General features: G+C 65.5%; 13 protein-coding genes. All 13 read left to right on the top strand.

Annotated features, from left to right (window positions below):
- Positions 1–46 precede the first annotated feature (46 nt).
- Positions 47–1129 (top strand): 3-isopropylmalate dehydrogenase, encoded by a 1083-nt coding sequence (leuB, locus tag IB261_RS20535; protein ID WP_192381252.1) that lies wholly within the window; start codon positions 47–49, stop codon positions 1127–1129.
- An 80-nt stretch (positions 1130–1209) separates the two neighbouring features.
- Entirely contained in the window at positions 1210–2322 is a 1113-nt protein-coding gene (gene asd / locus IB261_RS20530; protein ID WP_045211887.1) for an aspartate-semialdehyde dehydrogenase, read from the top strand.
- A 309-nt stretch (positions 2323–2631) separates the two neighbouring features.
- Positions 2632–3768 carry a type IV pilus assembly protein FimV gene (locus IB261_RS20525; RefSeq protein ID WP_427871410.1) on the top strand — a complete coding sequence of 379 codons (1137 nt, stop codon included), beginning with the start codon at positions 2632–2634 and terminating at the stop codon, positions 3766–3768.
- A 95-nt stretch (positions 3769–3863) separates the two neighbouring features.
- On the top strand, positions 3864–4874 hold the full coding sequence (locus IB261_RS20520; protein WP_192381254.1) for an aspartate-semialdehyde dehydrogenase: 1011 nt from the start codon (positions 3864–3866) through the stop codon (positions 4872–4874).
- 168 nt (positions 4875–5042) lie between these two features.
- The gene (locus IB261_RS20515) at positions 5043–7916 is read left to right on the top strand and encodes a motility hub landmark protein FimV (protein WP_192381255.1); all 2874 of its coding nucleotides are present in this window, start codon (positions 5043–5045) and stop codon (positions 7914–7916) included.
- 19 nt (positions 7917–7935) lie between these two features.
- Positions 7936–8793, top strand: coding sequence for a tRNA pseudouridine(38-40) synthase TruA (truA, locus tag IB261_RS20510; RefSeq protein WP_081519368.1), 858 nt, complete (start codon positions 7936–7938; stop codon positions 8791–8793).
- 57 nt (positions 8794–8850) lie between these two features.
- Complete coding sequence (locus tag IB261_RS20505) at positions 8851–9474, top strand: phosphoribosylanthranilate isomerase (protein ID WP_081519369.1); 624 nt, start codon at positions 8851–8853, stop codon at positions 9472–9474.
- Between the two features lie 257 nt (positions 9475–9731).
- The gene (accD, locus tag IB261_RS20500; RefSeq protein WP_081519370.1) at positions 9732–10607 is read left to right on the top strand and encodes an acetyl-CoA carboxylase, carboxyltransferase subunit beta; all 876 of its coding nucleotides are present in this window, start codon (positions 9732–9734) and stop codon (positions 10605–10607) included.
- The gene (gene folC, locus IB261_RS20495; protein ID WP_192381256.1) at positions 10604–11884 is read left to right on the top strand and encodes a bifunctional tetrahydrofolate synthase/dihydrofolate synthase; all 1281 of its coding nucleotides are present in this window, start codon (positions 10604–10606) and stop codon (positions 11882–11884) included. The genes accD and folC overlap by 4 nt, the downstream gene beginning before the upstream one ends.
- A 22-nt stretch (positions 11885–11906) precedes the next feature.
- On the top strand, positions 11907–12563 hold the full coding sequence (locus IB261_RS20490; protein WP_151187791.1) for an SPOR domain-containing protein: 657 nt from the start codon (positions 11907–11909) through the stop codon (positions 12561–12563).
- A gap of 104 nt (positions 12564–12667) precedes the next feature.
- Positions 12668–13210, top strand: coding sequence for a CvpA family protein (locus tag IB261_RS20485; protein ID WP_139791618.1), 543 nt, complete (start codon positions 12668–12670; stop codon positions 13208–13210).
- Between the two features lie 106 nt (positions 13211–13316).
- The gene (gene purF, locus IB261_RS20480; protein ID WP_081519374.1) at positions 13317–14822 is read left to right on the top strand and encodes an amidophosphoribosyltransferase; all 1506 of its coding nucleotides are present in this window, start codon (positions 13317–13319) and stop codon (positions 14820–14822) included.
- Between the two features lie 27 nt (positions 14823–14849).
- Positions 14850–16061, top strand: coding sequence for an O-succinylhomoserine sulfhydrylase (locus IB261_RS20475; RefSeq protein WP_081519375.1), 1212 nt, complete (start codon positions 14850–14852; stop codon positions 16059–16061).

The raw sequence follows: 16061 nt of genomic DNA, 5'->3' as shown, positions 1-16061 counted from the left end.
CAAGCGGTTTTATTTGCCAAGCGACTTTCAAAAAGTGAGCAGAAAGATGAGCAAACAGATTCTGGTTCTCCCCGGCGACGGCATCGGCCCGGAAATCATGGCCGAAGCGGTCAAGGTGCTGGAGCTGGCCAACGACAAGTTCGCCCTGGGCTTCGAGCTGACCGAAGATGTGATCGGCGGCGCTGCCATCGACAAGCACGGCGTACCGCTGGCCGACGAGACCCTGGGGCGCGCGCGCAACTCCGACGCGGTGCTGCTGGGCGCCGTGGGCGGCCCGAAATGGGACAAGATCGAGCGTGACATCCGCCCCGAGCGCGGCCTGCTGAAGATCCGCTCGCAACTGGGCCTGTTCGGCAACCTGCGTCCGGCCATCCTCTATCCGCAACTGGCCGATGCCTCCAGCCTGAAGCCCGAAGTGGTCGCCGGCCTGGACATCCTCATCGTGCGCGAGCTGACCGGCGGCATCTACTTCGGCCAACCGCGCGAGCAGCGCGTGCTGGAGAACGGCGAGCGCCAGGCGTACGACACCCTGCCGTACAGCGAAAGCGAAATCCGCCGCATCGCCCGTGTCGGCTTCGACATGGCTCGCGTGCGCAACAAGAAACTGTGCTCGGTGGACAAGGCCAACGTCCTGGCGTCCAGCCAGCTGTGGCGCGAAGTGGTCGAGGAAGTCGCCAAGGACTACCCGGACATCGAGCTGTCGCACATGTACGTCGACAACGCCGCCATGCAGCTGGTCCGCGCACCCAAGCAGTTCGACGTGATGGTCACCGACAACATGTTCGGCGACATCCTGTCGGATGAGGCTTCCATGCTCACCGGCTCCATCGGCATGCTGCCTTCTGCCTCGCTGGATTCGAACAACAAGGGCATGTACGAGCCTTGCCACGGTTCCGCGCCGGACATCGCCGGCAAGGGCATCGCCAACCCGCTGGCGACCATCCTCTCGGTCTCGATGATGCTGCGTTACACCTTCAACGAAGGCGCCGCCGCCGCCGCCATCGAGAAGGCCGTGAGCCTGGTGCTCGACCAGGGCCTGCGTACCGGTGACATCTGGTCCGAAGGCTGCACCAGGGTCGGTACCCGCGAAATGGGCGACGCGGTAGTCGCAGCACTGCGGAATCTGTAATCTGTCCGGCTCGCTCGTTCCCGTGCTCTTGTACGAAGGCGGGAACGACGGCCCTCTAAATATTTGAAGGTGTAGTAGCGATGAAGCGTGTAGGTCTGATCGGTTGGCGTGGCATGGTGGGTTCGGTGCTCATGCAGCGGATGCTGGAAGAGCGGGACTTCGACCTGATCGAGCCGGTGTTCTTCACCACCTCCAACGTGGGTGGCGAAGGTCCGTCCATTGGCAAGGACATTGCCCCCCTGAAGGACGCCTACAGCATCGAGGAACTGAAAACCCTCGACGTCATCCTGACCTGCCAGGGCGGCGACTACACCAGCGAAGTCTTCCCCAAGCTGCGCGAAGCCGGCTGGCAGGGCTACTGGATCGACGCCGCTTCCAGCCTGCGCATGCAGGATGACGCGGTCATCGTCCTCGACCCGGTGAACCGCAAGGTCATCGACAACTCGCTGGATGCCGGCACCAAGAACTACATCGGCGGCAACTGCACCGTCAGCCTGATGCTGATGGCCCTGGGCGGCCTGTTCGAAGCCGGCCTGGTCGAGTGGATGAGCGCCATGACCTACCAGGCGGCCTCGGGTGCCGGCGCGCAGAACATGCGCGAGCTGATCAAGCAGATGGGCGCCATCAACGCTTCCGTCGCCGATGACCTGGCCAACCCGTCCAGCGCCATCCTCGACATCGACCGCAAGGTCGCCGAAGCCATCCGCAGCGACGCCATGCCCACCGAGAACTTCGGCGCGCCGCTGGCCGGCAGCCTGATCCCGTGGATCGACAAGGAACTGCCCAACGGCCAGAGCCGCGAAGAGTGGAAAGGCCAGGCCGAGACCAACAAGATCCTCGGCCGCTTCAAGAACCCGATCCCGGTGGACGGCATCTGCGTGCGCATCGGCGCCATGCGCTGCCACAGCCAGGCGCTGACCATCAAGCTGAACAAGGATGTGCCCATCGCGGACATCGAAGGCCTGATCAGCCAGCACAACCCCTGGGTCAAGCTGATCCCGAACCAGCGCGAGATCAGCATGCGCGAACTGACTCCTGCGGCCGTCACCGGCACCCTGAGCGTTCCGGTTGGCCGTCTGCGCAAGCTCAACATGGGCACTCAGTACCTGGGCGCCTTCACCGTGGGCGACCAGCTGCTGTGGGGCGCCGCCGAGCCGCTGCGCCGCATGCTGCGCATCCTGCTCGAGCGTTGATTCGCCTCTGAGTGACCCCCACGACGCCGGCCCTGAGCCGGCGTCGTGCTTTGTGGAGCACGAGAAGTTCCCTGTGTGTAGGTGAACCGCCGCACAAAAACGCCAGTCCGTCTGGCTGTCGGCTCTTTGGCGCCGGTTTCTGTGACGCACCCGGAAAAGCCACCGGGAACCAGTCGTTATCCTCGCAGCCCGTCCATGGGGACAGGTTTCGGCGCGCCTTTCGCGCCGGCCGACGGCAAGCAAGCAGCGGGGGAGAAAATGGCTCGGTTACACAGATTGTGGTTGGCGACGGCAGTCGCCGCGGCGTTCATGCCGGGCATGGCAGGCGCCCTGGAACTGGGTGACATCTCCTCGCGGGCAGCGCTGGGGCAGACCCTCTCGGCCAATATCGACCTGCGCGGCGTGGCTGACCTGAGCTCCGAGGAGGTGGTGGTGAGTCTTGCCTCGGCAGATGACTTCGAGCGCCTGGGTGTGGACCGCAACGTGGTCACCAGCGGGCTGAAGTTCACGCCCGACGTCGGCAAGAACGGCCGTGGCGTCATTCATGTCAGCTCGTCCAAGCCGATTCGCGAGCCCTACGTGAACTTCGTCCTGCAGGTGGTCTGGCCGCAGGGTCGTCTGGTGCGCGAATTCACCTTGCTGCTGGACCCACCGACCTATATGGCCAGTCCGGTGACGCCGCCGGCCATCGCGCCGGTGGCTGCAGTTCGCGCGCCGCAGGCGCAACCAATGGTGCCGGCGGTCGCCAATGCGCCGGCCGACAGCTATCGCATCCAGCGCAACGACGCGCTGTGGGACATCGCTTCGCGCAACCGTCCGTCCAGCAGTGTTTCGGTCATGCAGACCATGGCCGCGATCCAGCGCATGAACCCGAATGCCTTCGTCGACGGCAACGTCAATCGCATCAAGGTCGGCCAGGTGCTGCGCCTGCCTAGCGAGCAGCAGGTTCGCGAGCAGAGCCACGCCCAGGCAGTGGCCCATGTCGAAACCCAGAATTCCGAGTGGAAAGCCAGGCGCAATCCGCAACTGGCCCAGCAGGGGCGCCAGCTGGACGCCACCCACAAGGCGGAGGCGGGCAGCGCGCCGGCAAAGGCCGAAGAGCGCGACAACCTGCGCCTGATCTCCGGCCAGCCGGGCAAGGACAAGGGCAAGGTCGAGGCCGAGCAACTGGCCGTGGCCCAGGAAGGTCTGGACAGCGCCCGTCGCGAGGGCGATGAACTGCGCAGCCGGATTTCCGACCTGGAGAGCCAGACCCAGAAGCTGAACAAGCTGATCGAGCTGAAGGACTCGCAGATCGCCGGCCTGATTGCGCGTCTGGCCGAGCAGGATCGCGCCAAGACCCAGGCCGCTCCGCAGGCAGGCAATCCGCAGGCTGCAGCCGGGGGCGTCGCCCAGGTGACGGCGCCGCTGACCGCCCAGGCTACGGACGGTGCGCCGCGCCCCTGATCTGCGGCGATAGGCGGCGGAGCCCTCGATTGCTTCGCCGCCGGTGGGGGCAGTAAAGTGCTGCGCTACTTTACCCACCGATTGTGAGACACCGGATGCCTGAAACACTCGACATCGCCGTAGTAGGCGCCACAGGACTCGTTGGCGAGGCTTTGGTCGAACTGCTGGAAGAGCGCGACTTCCCCGTCGCCAACCTGTATCTGCTGGCCAGCGGCGAATCCGCCGGCAAGTCGGTTGCCTTCCGCGGGCGCAACATCCGGGTCGGCAAGCTCGATGATTTCGACTTCGCCAAGGTGCGCCTGGCCTTCCTTTCCGTAGGCGCCGAGGCTGCTGCCGATTGTGCCGCCCGTGCCAGCGCCGCCGGTTGCAGCGTGATCGATCTCAGTGGTGCATCGCTGAGCAATGCCGCCGCGCTGCTGGCCCAGGCCTGCGTGAATGCTGAGGCTGTCGAAACCCTGCAGCTGCCCGCTGTGATTGCCGCCCCGGCAGCGCCGGCGGCCGAGGTTGCCGAAGTGCTTGCCGCGCTGCGTGGCGTGCTGGAGCTTCGCCAGGTCACTGTGAGCGCCTGCCTGTCCGCTTCCGCACTGGGGCGCGAGTGTGTGCAGGAGCTGGCGCGGCAGACTGCGGAGCTGCTCAATGCTCGTCCGCTGGAGCCGCGACTGGTGGATCGCCAGTTCGCCTTCAACATGCTGGCGCAATTGGGCGACGTCGATGCGCAGGGTTATTCCGTGGTCGAGCGCCGCATTGCGGCAGAGCTCGCTGTGCTGTTCCCTGAGCTGAAGGATGGCCTGAGCGTTACCTGCAGTCTGGCGCCGGTATTCTTCGGCGATACCCTGATGCTTTCCGTCAGGACGGCAGCGCCGGTTTCCCTGGCGGCAGTCAGCGTTGCCCTGGATGCGGCCGACGGCATCGAGCTGGTGGAAGACGATTACCCGACTGTCATCGGTGATGCACAGGGGCAGGATAGTGTTTACGTCGGTCGCCTACGGACCGGTCTGACAGATTCGTGCGAACTGAATTTGTGGATTGCGTCAGATAATGTGAGAAAAGGCGCAGCCCTAAATGCTGTGAACTTGGGCGAATTGTTGATAAAACACTATCTGTAAAAGATACTTACCGAATATTTGAAGAAGTATTCTAGCTTGGCAATACTGGCCGGGAATGTCGCTGACAGGGGAGAGCACCGCCGTGAAAACGGAAGGTGTAGTGGGCAGCGGCGCCCGTTAGACGTTGTTCTAATCCAGAAAAAAGCTATTAAAACAAGGGATTAATATATGGTCCGGCTTCGCAAACTGGTGCAGGCAATCGCAGCTGCTTCGGCACTGACCTCGGGCATGGCGCATGCGTTGGGGTTGGGGGATATCCACCTGCGTTCGGCGCTGAACCAGCCGCTGGATGCCGAAATCGAGCTGGTCGAAGTTCGAGACCTGTCCGCGGCCGAGGTAATCCCGAAGCTGGCTTCGCCGGAGGATTTCAACAAGGCCGGCGTCGACCGTCAGTACTTCCTGACCGGGCTGAAGTTCACGCCCATCGTCAAGCCGAATGGCAAGAGCGTCATCCGCGTGACCTCCGACCGGCCGGTGCAGGAACCCTACCTGAACTTCCTCGTGGAAGTGCTCTGGCCCAATGGCCGTCTGCTGCGCGAGTACACCGTGCTGCTGGACCCGCCGCTGTATTCGCCGCAGACCGCCGCCGCCGTGCCGCGCGCGCCGATGGCCGTACCCGCTCCGGTAGTGCGCCCGTCCGCCACAGCCGCGCCGCGTGCGACTCCCGCGCCCAGCGCTACTCCGCCCGCGCCGGCTCGTCGCCTGGAAGGCAACGAGTACCGCACCGGCAAGAATGACACCCTCTGGGAAATCGCCGCTCGTGCGCGCCCGGATGGCAGCGTTTCCGTCCAGCAGACCATGCTGGCGATCCAGGACCTCAATCCCGATGCCTTCCTCGGCGGCAACATCAACCGCCTGAAGAGCGGCCAGGTGCTGCGTCTGCCCGATGCCGAGCAGATCAAGGCGCGCACCCAGCCGGCTGCAGTGACCGAGGTCAACCAGCAGTACACCGCCTGGCGCGAAGGCCGCAGCCTGCCCACCGGCGGCGCCCGTCAGCTGGATGCCACGCCGCGCGCCAATGCCGGTAACGCTCCGGCCCAGGCCGAAACCAAGGACAGCCTGCGCCTGCTCTCTGGTGAGAATGGCAAGGCCAAGGGTGGCGACAAGGGCAGCAAGGACGGCCAGGCCGTCGCTGACAAGCTGGCCGTCACCAAGGAAAGCCTGGACAGCACCCGTCGCGAGAACGACGAGCTGAACAGCCGCATGACCGACCTGCAGAGCCAGATGGACAAGCTGCAGAAGCTCATCGCGCTCAAGGATGCCCAGCTGGCCAAGCTGCAGAACGAACTGGGCAACGACAAGGCTGCTGCCGCCAATGGCGCCGTTCCGGTTCCCGTGCCGGGCGCCGATTCGGCTGCCCAGCCCGCGACTCCGCCGGCTCCGGCCGTCGCAGAACAACCGGCTGCGCCGGCTCCGGGTGGCGACGCAGGCACCCCGCCGGCACCTGCCGCCGAGGCGCAACCGCAACCGGCTCCGGCGCCCGCACCGGCTCCTGCCGCAGCGACCCCCGCGCCGGAAGCGGAGAAGCCGAAACCGGCTCCCGCTCCTGTTGCCGCACCAGTCGAGCAGGCCGAGACCGGCATCGTGGACGAGATTCTCGCCAATCCGATCTGGCTGGGTGCCATCGCCGGCAGCGCGCTGCTGGCCCTGCTGGTCCTGCTGATGATCATTTCCCGCCGTCGCGCCGCCAAGGAGCAGGAAAGCCTCGCTGCCTACGCCGGTGATGACGAGCCGCATCTCGATGACGACCTGACCCTTGCCGGCAGCGAGCTGGATGCCCTGGTCGTGCCGCCGGCCGCCGAGGTTGCCGCCCCGGCTCAGGCTGCGCCAGAGCGTGTGGCTGCGCAGACCAGCGATGCACTGGGCGAGGCAGACATCTACATCGCCTACGGCCGCTTCAACCAGGCTGCCGAACTGCTGCAGGGTGCCATCTACGACGAGCCGCAGCGTGCCGACCTGCGCCTGAAGCTGATGGAGGTCTATGCCGAGATCGGTGATCGCGAAGGTTTCGCCCGTCAGGAAAACGAACTGCGTGAGATCGGCGGCGCCGAGCCGCAGGTCGAGCAACTGAAATCCCGTTACCCAGGCATGGTCACCCTCGCTGCCGTGAGTGGTGGTCTGGCTGCTGCAGCAGCGTCTGCTGACGACGACCTCGATGGGTTCAGCCTGGACGACTTCGAAGTGGAGCCGACTCCGCCGGCCGCCGAGCCTGCCACTCAGTCGCACAGTGATCTGGATGACGCCTTCGACCTGGCGCTGGACGACCTCGAGCTGGGTGACGACAAGCCCGCCGCTCCGGTCGCGCAGCAGGGCGACGAACTGTCCTTCGGCAGCTTCGACCTGGACGACGACCTGAGCCTGGGCGGTTCGCCGGCCGCGGCGCCAAGCGCGAAGGCCGAGGACGACTTCGCCTTCGATCTGGATCTGCCGGAAGAGCCGGTTGCCAAGGTCGAGGCTCCGTCGCTGGTCGATGACCTGAGCGACTTCTCCCTGGACCTGGACAAGGATCTGGAGAAAGATACCCAATCCACCTTGGCTTCGGCGGAAGATGACTTCCTGCTGGGCCTGGACGACGACACCGCATCGCTGTCCGGCGTGAGCCCCGAGGAGTTCACCCTGGATATCGAGAGCAAGGCGCCGCAAGCCGACGACCTGCCGGACGATTTCGACCTGTCCCTGGCGGATGACGAGCCGGCGCCGGCCAAGGCCGACGACAGCTTTGCCGCCCAACTGGACGAGGTCAGCGCCGAGCTGGACCGTCTCTCCGGGCAGAACGAAGAGCCGCAGGCTCCGGTCGAGCCGCTGGCAGACGAAGGCTTCGCCGCCAGCGATCTGGACCTGCCGGGCGACGGTGCTGACGACGAAGACGATTTCGACTTCCTCTCCGGCGCCGACGAAGCGGCCACCAAGCTCGACCTGGCGCGTGCCTACATCGACATGGGCGACACTGAAGGCGCCCGCGACATCCTCGATGAAGTCATCACCGAGGGTAACGACAACCAGCAGCAGGAAGCTCGCGAACTGCTCGGGCGTATCGCCTGAGCCGGAAGGCTCCAGATAGATGATTGAAGCAGTACCCTCAGCGGCGGCCGAATCGGCCGCCGTTGGCGTTTCCAGGATTGCCCTGGGCGTCGAATTCAAAGGCTCGCGCTATCGCGGCTGGCAGCGCCAGGAAAATGGTGTGCCGACCGTGCAGGGCGCGCTGGAAAAAGCGCTGTCCCGGGTGGCTGACCATCCGGTATCCCTGATGTGCGCGGGTCGTACCGATGCGCTGGTGCACGCGAGCGGGCAGGTGGTGCATTTCGACACCACCGCCGAGCGCTCGCTCATCGCCTGGGTCATGGGCACCAATGCCAACCTGCCCAACGACATCAGCGTGACCTGGGCCAAGGTGATGCCGGCGCATTTCCATGCGCGCTTCACTGCCATGGCGCGGCGCTATCGCTACGTGATCTACAACGACCAGATCCGCCCGGCGCACATGGCCGAAGAGGTCACCTGGAACCACCGCCCGCTGGATGTCTCGCGCATGCGCGAGGCGGCCCGCGCGCTGGTCGGCACCCATGACTTCACCTCGTTCCGCGCGGTGCAGTGCCAGGCCAAGTCGGCCATCAAGACGGTGCACCACCTCGAGGTGATCGAGCACGGGCGCTTCATCGTGCTGGATGTCCGCGCCAATGCCTTCCTGCATCACATGGTGCGCAACTTTGCCGGGATGCTGATGACCATCGGTGCCGGCGAGCGCCCGGTGGAATGGGCGGCCGAAGCGCTGGCCGCGCGCGATCGGCGCGCCAGCGGCATCACCGCGCACCCTTACGGGCTGTACCTGGTGGGCGTGGAATATCCGGAGGAGTTCGTGCTGCCCGAGCGGTATGTGGGGCCACATTTCCTTTCAAGTTTGCCGGATATCGTCGGCTGACGATGCCGGGGTCATTTGCTACCATCGATCGATCACTTGCCTGAAGGTTGCTGCATCTTGTCCGCCGTTCGCATCAAAATCTGCGGTATTACCCGAGTCGAGGATGCCCTGGCCGCCGCCGAGGCGGGGGCCGACGCCATCGGCCTGGTGTTTTATGCCAAGAGCCCGCGCGCGGTGAGCATCCAGCAGGCGCGGGCGATAGTCGCTGCGCTGCCGCCCTTCGTCAGTACCGTCGGCCTGTTCGTCGATGCCAGTCGCTGCGAGCTGGGGGAAATCCTCGATGCGGTGCCGCTAGACGTGCTGCAGTTCCATGGTGACGAGACGCCCGAAGCCTGCTCCGGCTGGCACAAGCGCTACCTCAAGGCCCTGCGCGTGAAGCCGGGCGACGACGTGGCGGCGCAGATCGCGAAGTATCCGCAGGCCAGCGGCTTCCTCCTCGATACCTACGTGGAGGGCATTCCTGGTGGAACCGGGCTGGCTTTCGACTGGTCGCTGGTGCCGAAGGATGTGCAGCGTCCGCTGATCCTGGCCGGCGGCCTGACGGTCGCCAACGTGGCCGATGCCATTGCCCAGGTGCGTCCTTACGCCGTGGATGTGAGCGGCGGGGTGGAGGCGAGCAAGGGCATCAAGGATGCGCAGAAGATCCGCGATTTCATCGCGCAGTGTCGTTCGGTGGCGTGACGCGGAATCTTCATGTGACGACGAGCGGCCTGCCGCCGTCCACTACCCAATCGCTGCCCGTGGGTGGCGCTGGGAGTTGTCGGTGTTGGCAGTCTTGTCCATCGGCGACCCGCATCGAGTGCTGTATCCGTGGCGACGCCCCAGGCGGCGCCTTTGTTTGCGAGGGGTTCCGGCCTTGAGGTCGGAACCGCGACGATGAATTTGCTCAGGGGCACGCGCAACCCATCGCGCCGTGCCGCTGCACTGGAGACGAGAGCATGAGCAACTGGCTGGTAGACAAGCTGATCCCTTCCATCATGCGTTCCGAGGCGAAGAAGAGCTCGGTACCGGAAGGCCTGTGGCACAAGTGCCCGTCCTGCGAGGCGGTGCTGTACCGTCCGGAGCTGGAAAAGACCCTCGACGTCTGCCCCAAGTGCGATCACCACATGCGTATCGGCGCCCGCGCGCGCATCGATATCTTCCTCGATGAGGAAGGCCGCGAGGAGCTGGGCGCCGAGCTGGAGCCGGTGGATCGCCTGAAGTTCCGCGACAGCAAGAAGTACAAGGACCGCCTGACCGCCGCGCAGAAAGACACCGGCGAGAAGGACGCGCTGATCTCCATGAGCGGCAAGCTGATGGGCCTGCCGGTCGTGGTCAGCGCCTTCGAGTTCTCCTTCATGGGCGGTTCCATGGGCTCCATCGTCGGTGAGCGCTTCGTGCGTGCTGCCAACTACGCCCTGGAAAACCGTTGCCCGATGATCTGCTTCTCCGCCTCGGGTGGCGCGCGCATGCAGGAAGCGCTGATCTCCCTGATGCAGATGGCCAAGACCTCCGCCGCGCTGGCCCGCCTGCGCGAAGAGGGCATCCCGTTCATTTCCGTGCTGACCGACCCGGTGTACGGCGGTGTTTCCGCCAGCCTGGCGATGCTCGGCGACGTGATCGTCGGCGAACCGCGCGCCCTGATCGGCTTCGCCGGCCCGCGGGTGATCGAGCAGACCGTGCGCGAGAAGCTGCCTGAGGGCTTCCAGCGCAGCGAGTTCCTGCTGGAGCACGGCGCCATCGACATGATCGTCCACCGCTCGGAAATGCGTCAGCGGCTCGCCAGCCTGCTGGCCAAATTCACCCACACTCCAAGTACCGCGCTCGCAGGATGACCCCACGTACCCTTGCCGACTGGCTCAGCTATCTCGAACAACTCCACCCCACGGCAATCGACATGGGGCTGGATCGCTCCCGTGAAGTAGCTGGCCGGCTTGGCCTGGGGCGCCTCGCGCCCCGCGTGGTGACCGTCACCGGCACCAACGGCAAGGGTTCCACCTGCGCCTTCCTCGCCGCCCTGCTCGGCGAGCAGGGCCAGCGCGTCGGCGTCTACAGCTCGCCGCACCTGCTGCGCTACAACGAGCGCGTGCTCATCGATGGCGTCGAAGCCAGCGACGAGGCACTCTGCGAAGCTTTCGCCGCTGTCGAGTCGGCTCGCGGCGAAATCTCCCTGACCTACTTCGAAATGGGCACCCTCGCGGCCTTCTGGCTGTTCGAGCGCGCCAACCTGGATGCCGTGGTGCTGGAAGTCGGCCTGGGCGGTCGCCTGGATGCGGTCAACCTGATCGACTCCGACGTCGCGGCGGTCACCAGCATCGGCATCGATCACGCCGACTGGCTGGGCAACACCCGCGAAAGCGTGGCTTTCGAGAAAGCCGGTATCTTCCGCGCCGGCAAGCCTGCCGTCTGTGGTGATCTGGAGCCGCCGGCGCCGATCATGGAGCAGGCTGGCAAGCTCGGCTCGCCGCTGGTCCTGCGCGGGCGTGATTTCGACCTGGCGATGGGCGAGGGCGACTGGCACTGGCGCGGCCGTTCCGCCACCGGCGAGGCGCTGAGCCTGCACAACCTGCCGCTGCTCGACCTGCCGATGGAGAATGCGGCGCTGGCCTTGCAGGTGTATGCCTTGCTGGACCTGCCGTGGCAGTCCGAGCAACTGGTCGCCGCACTGCAGCGCACCCGCGTGACCGGGCGCCTGGATCGCCGCACCGTGCAATGGCATGGCGAAGAGCGCCACTTGCTGCTCGACGTCGGGCATAATCCGCACGCAGCGCAATACCTCGCCAGCCGCCTGCGGGCGGCGCCGCCCAAGGGCGTGCGCCACGCGGTGTTCGGCCTGCTGGCGGACAAGGACCTCGACGGCGTACTGGAACCCTTGCTCGGCTTGGTGCAGGATTGGGCCGTCGCGCCGCTGCCCACCGGGCGCAGCCGTCCGGCCGCAGAGCTGGAGGCCGCGCTGCAGGCACGCGGGGCGCAGGTCAGTGGCCATGGCGATATCGCCGCGGCGCTGGTGGCGCAGTGCGATGCGGCGGGCACCGATGACGAGATTCTGGTGTTCGGTTCGTTCTACAGCGTGGCGGATGCCCTGGAGTGGCTCGCCAAGGCTGCTCAATAAGTGGACCTAAGGGGAGTTGTGCATGGCGTTGCTCGATAAGGGGCTCAAGCAGCGGGTAGTCGGAGCGCTGGTGCTGCTGGCACTGGCCGTGATCTTCCTGCCGATGCTGTTCTCCCGCGAGGATGATGTACGCCAGGTGGTGGTCGAAGCGCCGGTGATGCCCAAGCCGCCGGCGATGCCTACCGTCGAAGTGCAACCCACCGAAGTTCCCGAGCCGCAGGCCGAAGACGCGGATAACGCCGTGCCGCCGGCCGAAGCGGCTCCGGCGCAGGCGCCTTCCGCGCCCATCGCCAGTCTGCCGACCCAGCCGACGCAGCCCAAGGCTCCGGCCCCGCAGCCGGCTGCTCCCAAACCGGCCGTGCCGGCGCAGCAGCCTGCCCAGGCCGCCGCTCCTGCCGCTCCAGCGCAACAGCCGGCCCAGCGTCTGGACAGCAACAACCTGCCGGTGAGCTGGTCGGTGCAACTGGCCAGCCTGTCCAACCGTGCTCGTGCCGATGAACTGCAGAAGTCGCTGCGCAGCCAGGGCTACAACGCCTACGTGCGCAGTTTCGACGGCATGAACCGCGTCTTTGTCGGCCCTGTGGTCGAACGCGCCGAGGCGGATCGCCTGCGCGACCAGCTTGGCAAGCAGCAGAAGCTCAATGGTTTCGTGGTGCGTTTCCAGCCTGAGCGTGGCTGAACCCGTTCGTTAGCTTCTCTCAATTAGCCCCATGTCAAACTGGGGCTCTTCTAAATCGAAGGCCTCTGCTAAAATGCGGGGCCTTTCCGTTTCTGGGCCGCAACGTGGCATTTACCTGGGTCGATTGGACGATGATCGGCATCATCGTCGTTTCCAGCCTGATCAGCTTGAGTCGTGGTTTCGTCAAGGAAGCCCTGTCGCTGGTCACCTGGATCGTAGCCGGTGCGGTCGCCTGGATGTTTGGCGGCGCCCTGGCCGAGCATCTCGCACCCTACATCCAGCTGCCCTCGGGGCGTGTCATCGCCGCCTGCGCTCTTCTTTTCGTCGTCACGCTGCTGCTGGGCGCACTCGTCAATTTTCTCATCAGCGAGCTGGTGCGGGTGACCGGCATGTCCGGCACCGATCGCGTGCTCGGCATGGTGTTCGGTGGCGCCCGTGGCGTGCTGCTGGTGGTTTTGCTGGTCGGTCTGCTGAGCCTTGCGCCGGTGCAACAGGATCCGTGGTGGCAGCAATCGGTGCTGATGCCGCATTTCCTGATGGTCGCCGACTGGTCGAAGAACTTCATCCTGACTTTTGCCGGGCAGTGGATGTCCGGCGTTACCATCACTCCGCCTTCCGGAGTGGGTGGCTTGCTGCCGGCCCAGTGACGGGCGGGCGGAGGCGACGGGTAGCCGTCGCCGCTACGGCAGGTCCGGTGGATACTGCCGAATATGGAATTGTTTTAGCCTGAACACCAACTAGGGGTTGCGTCGCATGTGTGGCATCGTCGGTATCGTGGGCAAGTCGAACGTGAATCAGGCGCTCTATGACGCGCTCACCGTTCTCCAGCATCGTGGCCAGGACGCTGCGGGGATTGTCACCTGTCAGGACGACCGTCTGTACCTGCGCAAGGACAACGGCCTGGTCCGTGACGTCTTCCAGCAGCGCCACATGCAGCGCCTGGTCGGCAAGATCGGCATCGGACACGTGCGCTACCCGACCGCGGGCAGCTCCAGCTCCGCCGAGGCGCAGCCGTTCTACGTCAACTCGCCCTACGGCATCACCCTGGCGCACAACGGCAACCTGACCAATGTCGAGCAGCTGGCCAAGGAAATCTACGAATCCGACCTGCGCCACGTGAACACCAACTCCGACTCGGAAGTGCTGCTCAACGTGTTCGCCCATGAGCTGGCGGTGCGCAACAAGCTGCAGCCCACCGAGGAAGATGTGTTCGCCGCCGTTGCTGGCGTGCACGCCCGTTGTGTGGGTGGCTACGCCGTGGTGGCGATGATTACCGGCTACGGTATCGTCGGCTTCCGCGATCCCCATGCGATCCGCCCGATCGTCTTCGGCCAGCGTCACACCGAGAACGGCGTGGAGTACATGATCGCCTCGGAAAGCGTGGCCCTGGACGTCCTCGGCTTCACCCTGATCCGCGACCTCGCGCCGGGCGAAGCGGTGTACATCACCGAAGACGGCAAGCTCTACACCCGCCAGTGTGCGGCCAACCCGCAGTACGCGCCGTGCATCTTCGAGCACGTCTACCTGGCCCGTCCGGACTCCATCATCGACGGCATCTCGGTTTACAAGGCGCGTCTGCGCATGGGCGAGAAGCTGGCCGACAAGATACTCCGCGAGCGTCCGGACCACGACATCGACGTGGTCATCCCGATCCCGGACACCAGCCGCACCGCCGCGCTGGAACTGGCCAACCGCCTGGGCGTGAAGTTCCGCGAAGGCTTCGTGAAGAACCGCTACATCGGCCGTACCTTCATCATGCCCGGCCAGGCCGCGCGCAAGAAATCGGTGCGCCAGAAGCTCAACGCCATCGAGCTGGAATTCCGCGGCAAGAACGTGATGCTGGTGGACGACTCCATCGTTCGCGGCACCACCTGCAAGCAGATCATCCAGATGGCCCGCGAGGCCGGCGCGAAGAACGTCTACTTCTGCTCCGCCGCTCCGGCGGTGCGCTACCCCAACGTCTACGGCATCGACATGCCGAGCGCCCACGAGCTGATTGCGCACAACCGCAGCACCGAGGAAGTCGGCGAGCTGATCGGTGCCGACTGGCTGGTGTATCAGGACCTGCAGGACCTGATCGAATCCACCGAGGGCGGCAAGATCAAGATCGACCACTTCGACTGCGCCGTGTTCAACGGTGAGTACGTCACCGGTGACGTCGACGAAGCCTATCTGAACAAGATCGACCAGGCGCGCAACGACTCCACCAAGACCAAGGGTGCCGCGGTCAGCGCCATCATCGATCTGTACAACGACTGATTCAGACACGAATAGGGAGAGCAGGGCATGGCTCAGGATTGGGAAGCCGGCCGGCTGGACAGCGACCTGGAGGGTGTCGGTTTCGACACCCTCGCAGTGCGCGCCGGGCAACGCCGCACCCCGGAGGCTGAACACGGCGAAGGCCTGTTCACCACCTCCAGCTATGTGTTCCGCAGTGCCGCCGATGCGGCCGCGCGTTTCGCCGGTGAAGTGCCGGGCAACGTCTACTCGCGCTACACCAACCCCACGGTGCGCACCTTCGAGGAGCGCATCGCCGCGCTGGAAGGCGCCGAGCAGGCGGTGGCCACGTCCACCGGCATGTCGGCCATCCTCTCGCTGGTGATGAGCCTGTGCAGTGCTGGCGACCACGTACTGGTCTCGCGCAGCGTGTTCGGCTCGACCATCAGCCTGTTCGAGAAGTACTTCAAGCGTTTCGGCATCGAGGTGGACTACCCGCCGCTGAGCGACCTGAAGGCCTGGGAAGCGGCCTGCAAGCCGAACACCAAGCTGTTCTTCGTCGAATCGCCGTCCAACCCGCTGGCCGAGCTGGTGGATATCGCCGCGCTGGCCGAGATCGCCCATGCCAAGGGCGCGCTGCTGGCGGTGGACAACTGCTTCTGCACCCCGGCGCTGCAGCAGCCGCTGAAGCTGGGCGCGGACGTGGTGATCCACTCCGCGACCAAGTACATCGACGGCCAGGGCCGTACCATGGGTGGCGTAGTCGCCGGTCGGCGCGCGCAGATGGAGCCCGTCGTCGGCTTCCTGCGTACCGCCGGCCCGACGCTCAGCCCGTTCAACGCCTGGATCTTCATCAAGGGCCTCGAAACCCTGCGCGTGCGCATGCAGGCCCACAGCGCCTCGGCGCAACTGGTCGCCGAGTGGCTCGAGCAGCAGCCGGGCGTGGAGCGCGTTTACTACGCTGGCCTGCCCAGTCACTCGCAGCATGAGCTGGCCAAGCGTCAGCAGAAGGGCTTCGGCGCGGTGGTGAGCTTCGAGGTGAAGGGTGACAAGGCGGCAGCCTGGCGCTGCATCGACGCCACCCGGATGATCTCCATCACCACCAACCTGGGTGACACCAAGACCACCATCGCCCACCCGGCCACCACCTCCCACGGTCGCCTGTCGCCGCTGGAGCGCGAGAACGCCGGCATCCGTGACAACCTGATCCGCGTCGCCGTGGGCCTGGAAGATGTCGATGACATCAAGGCCGACCTGGCGCGAGGCCTGGCGGCGCTGTGA

Origin of the sequence: Pseudomonas sp. PDM20 (genome assembly GCF_014852575.3) — a bacterium.
In the GTDB taxonomy this organism is placed as follows: Bacteria; Pseudomonadota; Gammaproteobacteria; order Pseudomonadales; family Pseudomonadaceae; genus Pseudomonas.
The sequence above is the reverse complement of the archived record's forward strand: the minus strand, read 5'-3'. Positions and strand labels throughout refer to the sequence as shown.

Excerpts from the sequence above, each read along its gene's own strand:
- IB261_RS20475 (WP_081519375.1), top strand. The coding sequence starts at position 14,850 with ATGGCTCAGGATTGGGAAGCCGGCCGGCTGGACAGCGACCTGGAGGGT.
- IB261_RS20490 (WP_151187791.1), top strand. The coding sequence starts at position 11,907 with ATGGCGTTGCTCGATAAGGGGCTCAAGCAGCGGGTAGTCGGAGCGCTG.
- asd (WP_045211887.1), top strand. The coding sequence starts at position 1,210 with ATGAAGCGTGTAGGTCTGATCGGTTGGCGTGGCATGGTGGGTTCGGTG.
- leuB (WP_192381252.1), top strand. The coding sequence starts at position 47 with ATGAGCAAACAGATTCTGGTTCTCCCCGGCGACGGCATCGGCCCGGAA.
- truA (WP_081519368.1), top strand. The coding sequence starts at position 7,936 with ATGATTGAAGCAGTACCCTCAGCGGCGGCCGAATCGGCCGCCGTTGGC.
- IB261_RS20520 (WP_192381254.1), top strand. The coding sequence starts at position 3,864 with ATGCCTGAAACACTCGACATCGCCGTAGTAGGCGCCACAGGACTCGTT.
- accD (WP_081519370.1), top strand. The coding sequence starts at position 9,732 with ATGAGCAACTGGCTGGTAGACAAGCTGATCCCTTCCATCATGCGTTCC.
- folC (WP_192381256.1), top strand. The coding sequence starts at position 10,604 with ATGACCCCACGTACCCTTGCCGACTGGCTCAGCTATCTCGAACAACTC.
- IB261_RS20525 (WP_427871410.1), top strand. The coding sequence starts at position 2,632 with ATGCCGGGCATGGCAGGCGCCCTGGAACTGGGTGACATCTCCTCGCGG.
- purF (WP_081519374.1), top strand. The coding sequence starts at position 13,317 with ATGTGTGGCATCGTCGGTATCGTGGGCAAGTCGAACGTGAATCAGGCG.
- IB261_RS20515 (WP_192381255.1), top strand. The coding sequence starts at position 5,043 with ATGGTCCGGCTTCGCAAACTGGTGCAGGCAATCGCAGCTGCTTCGGCA.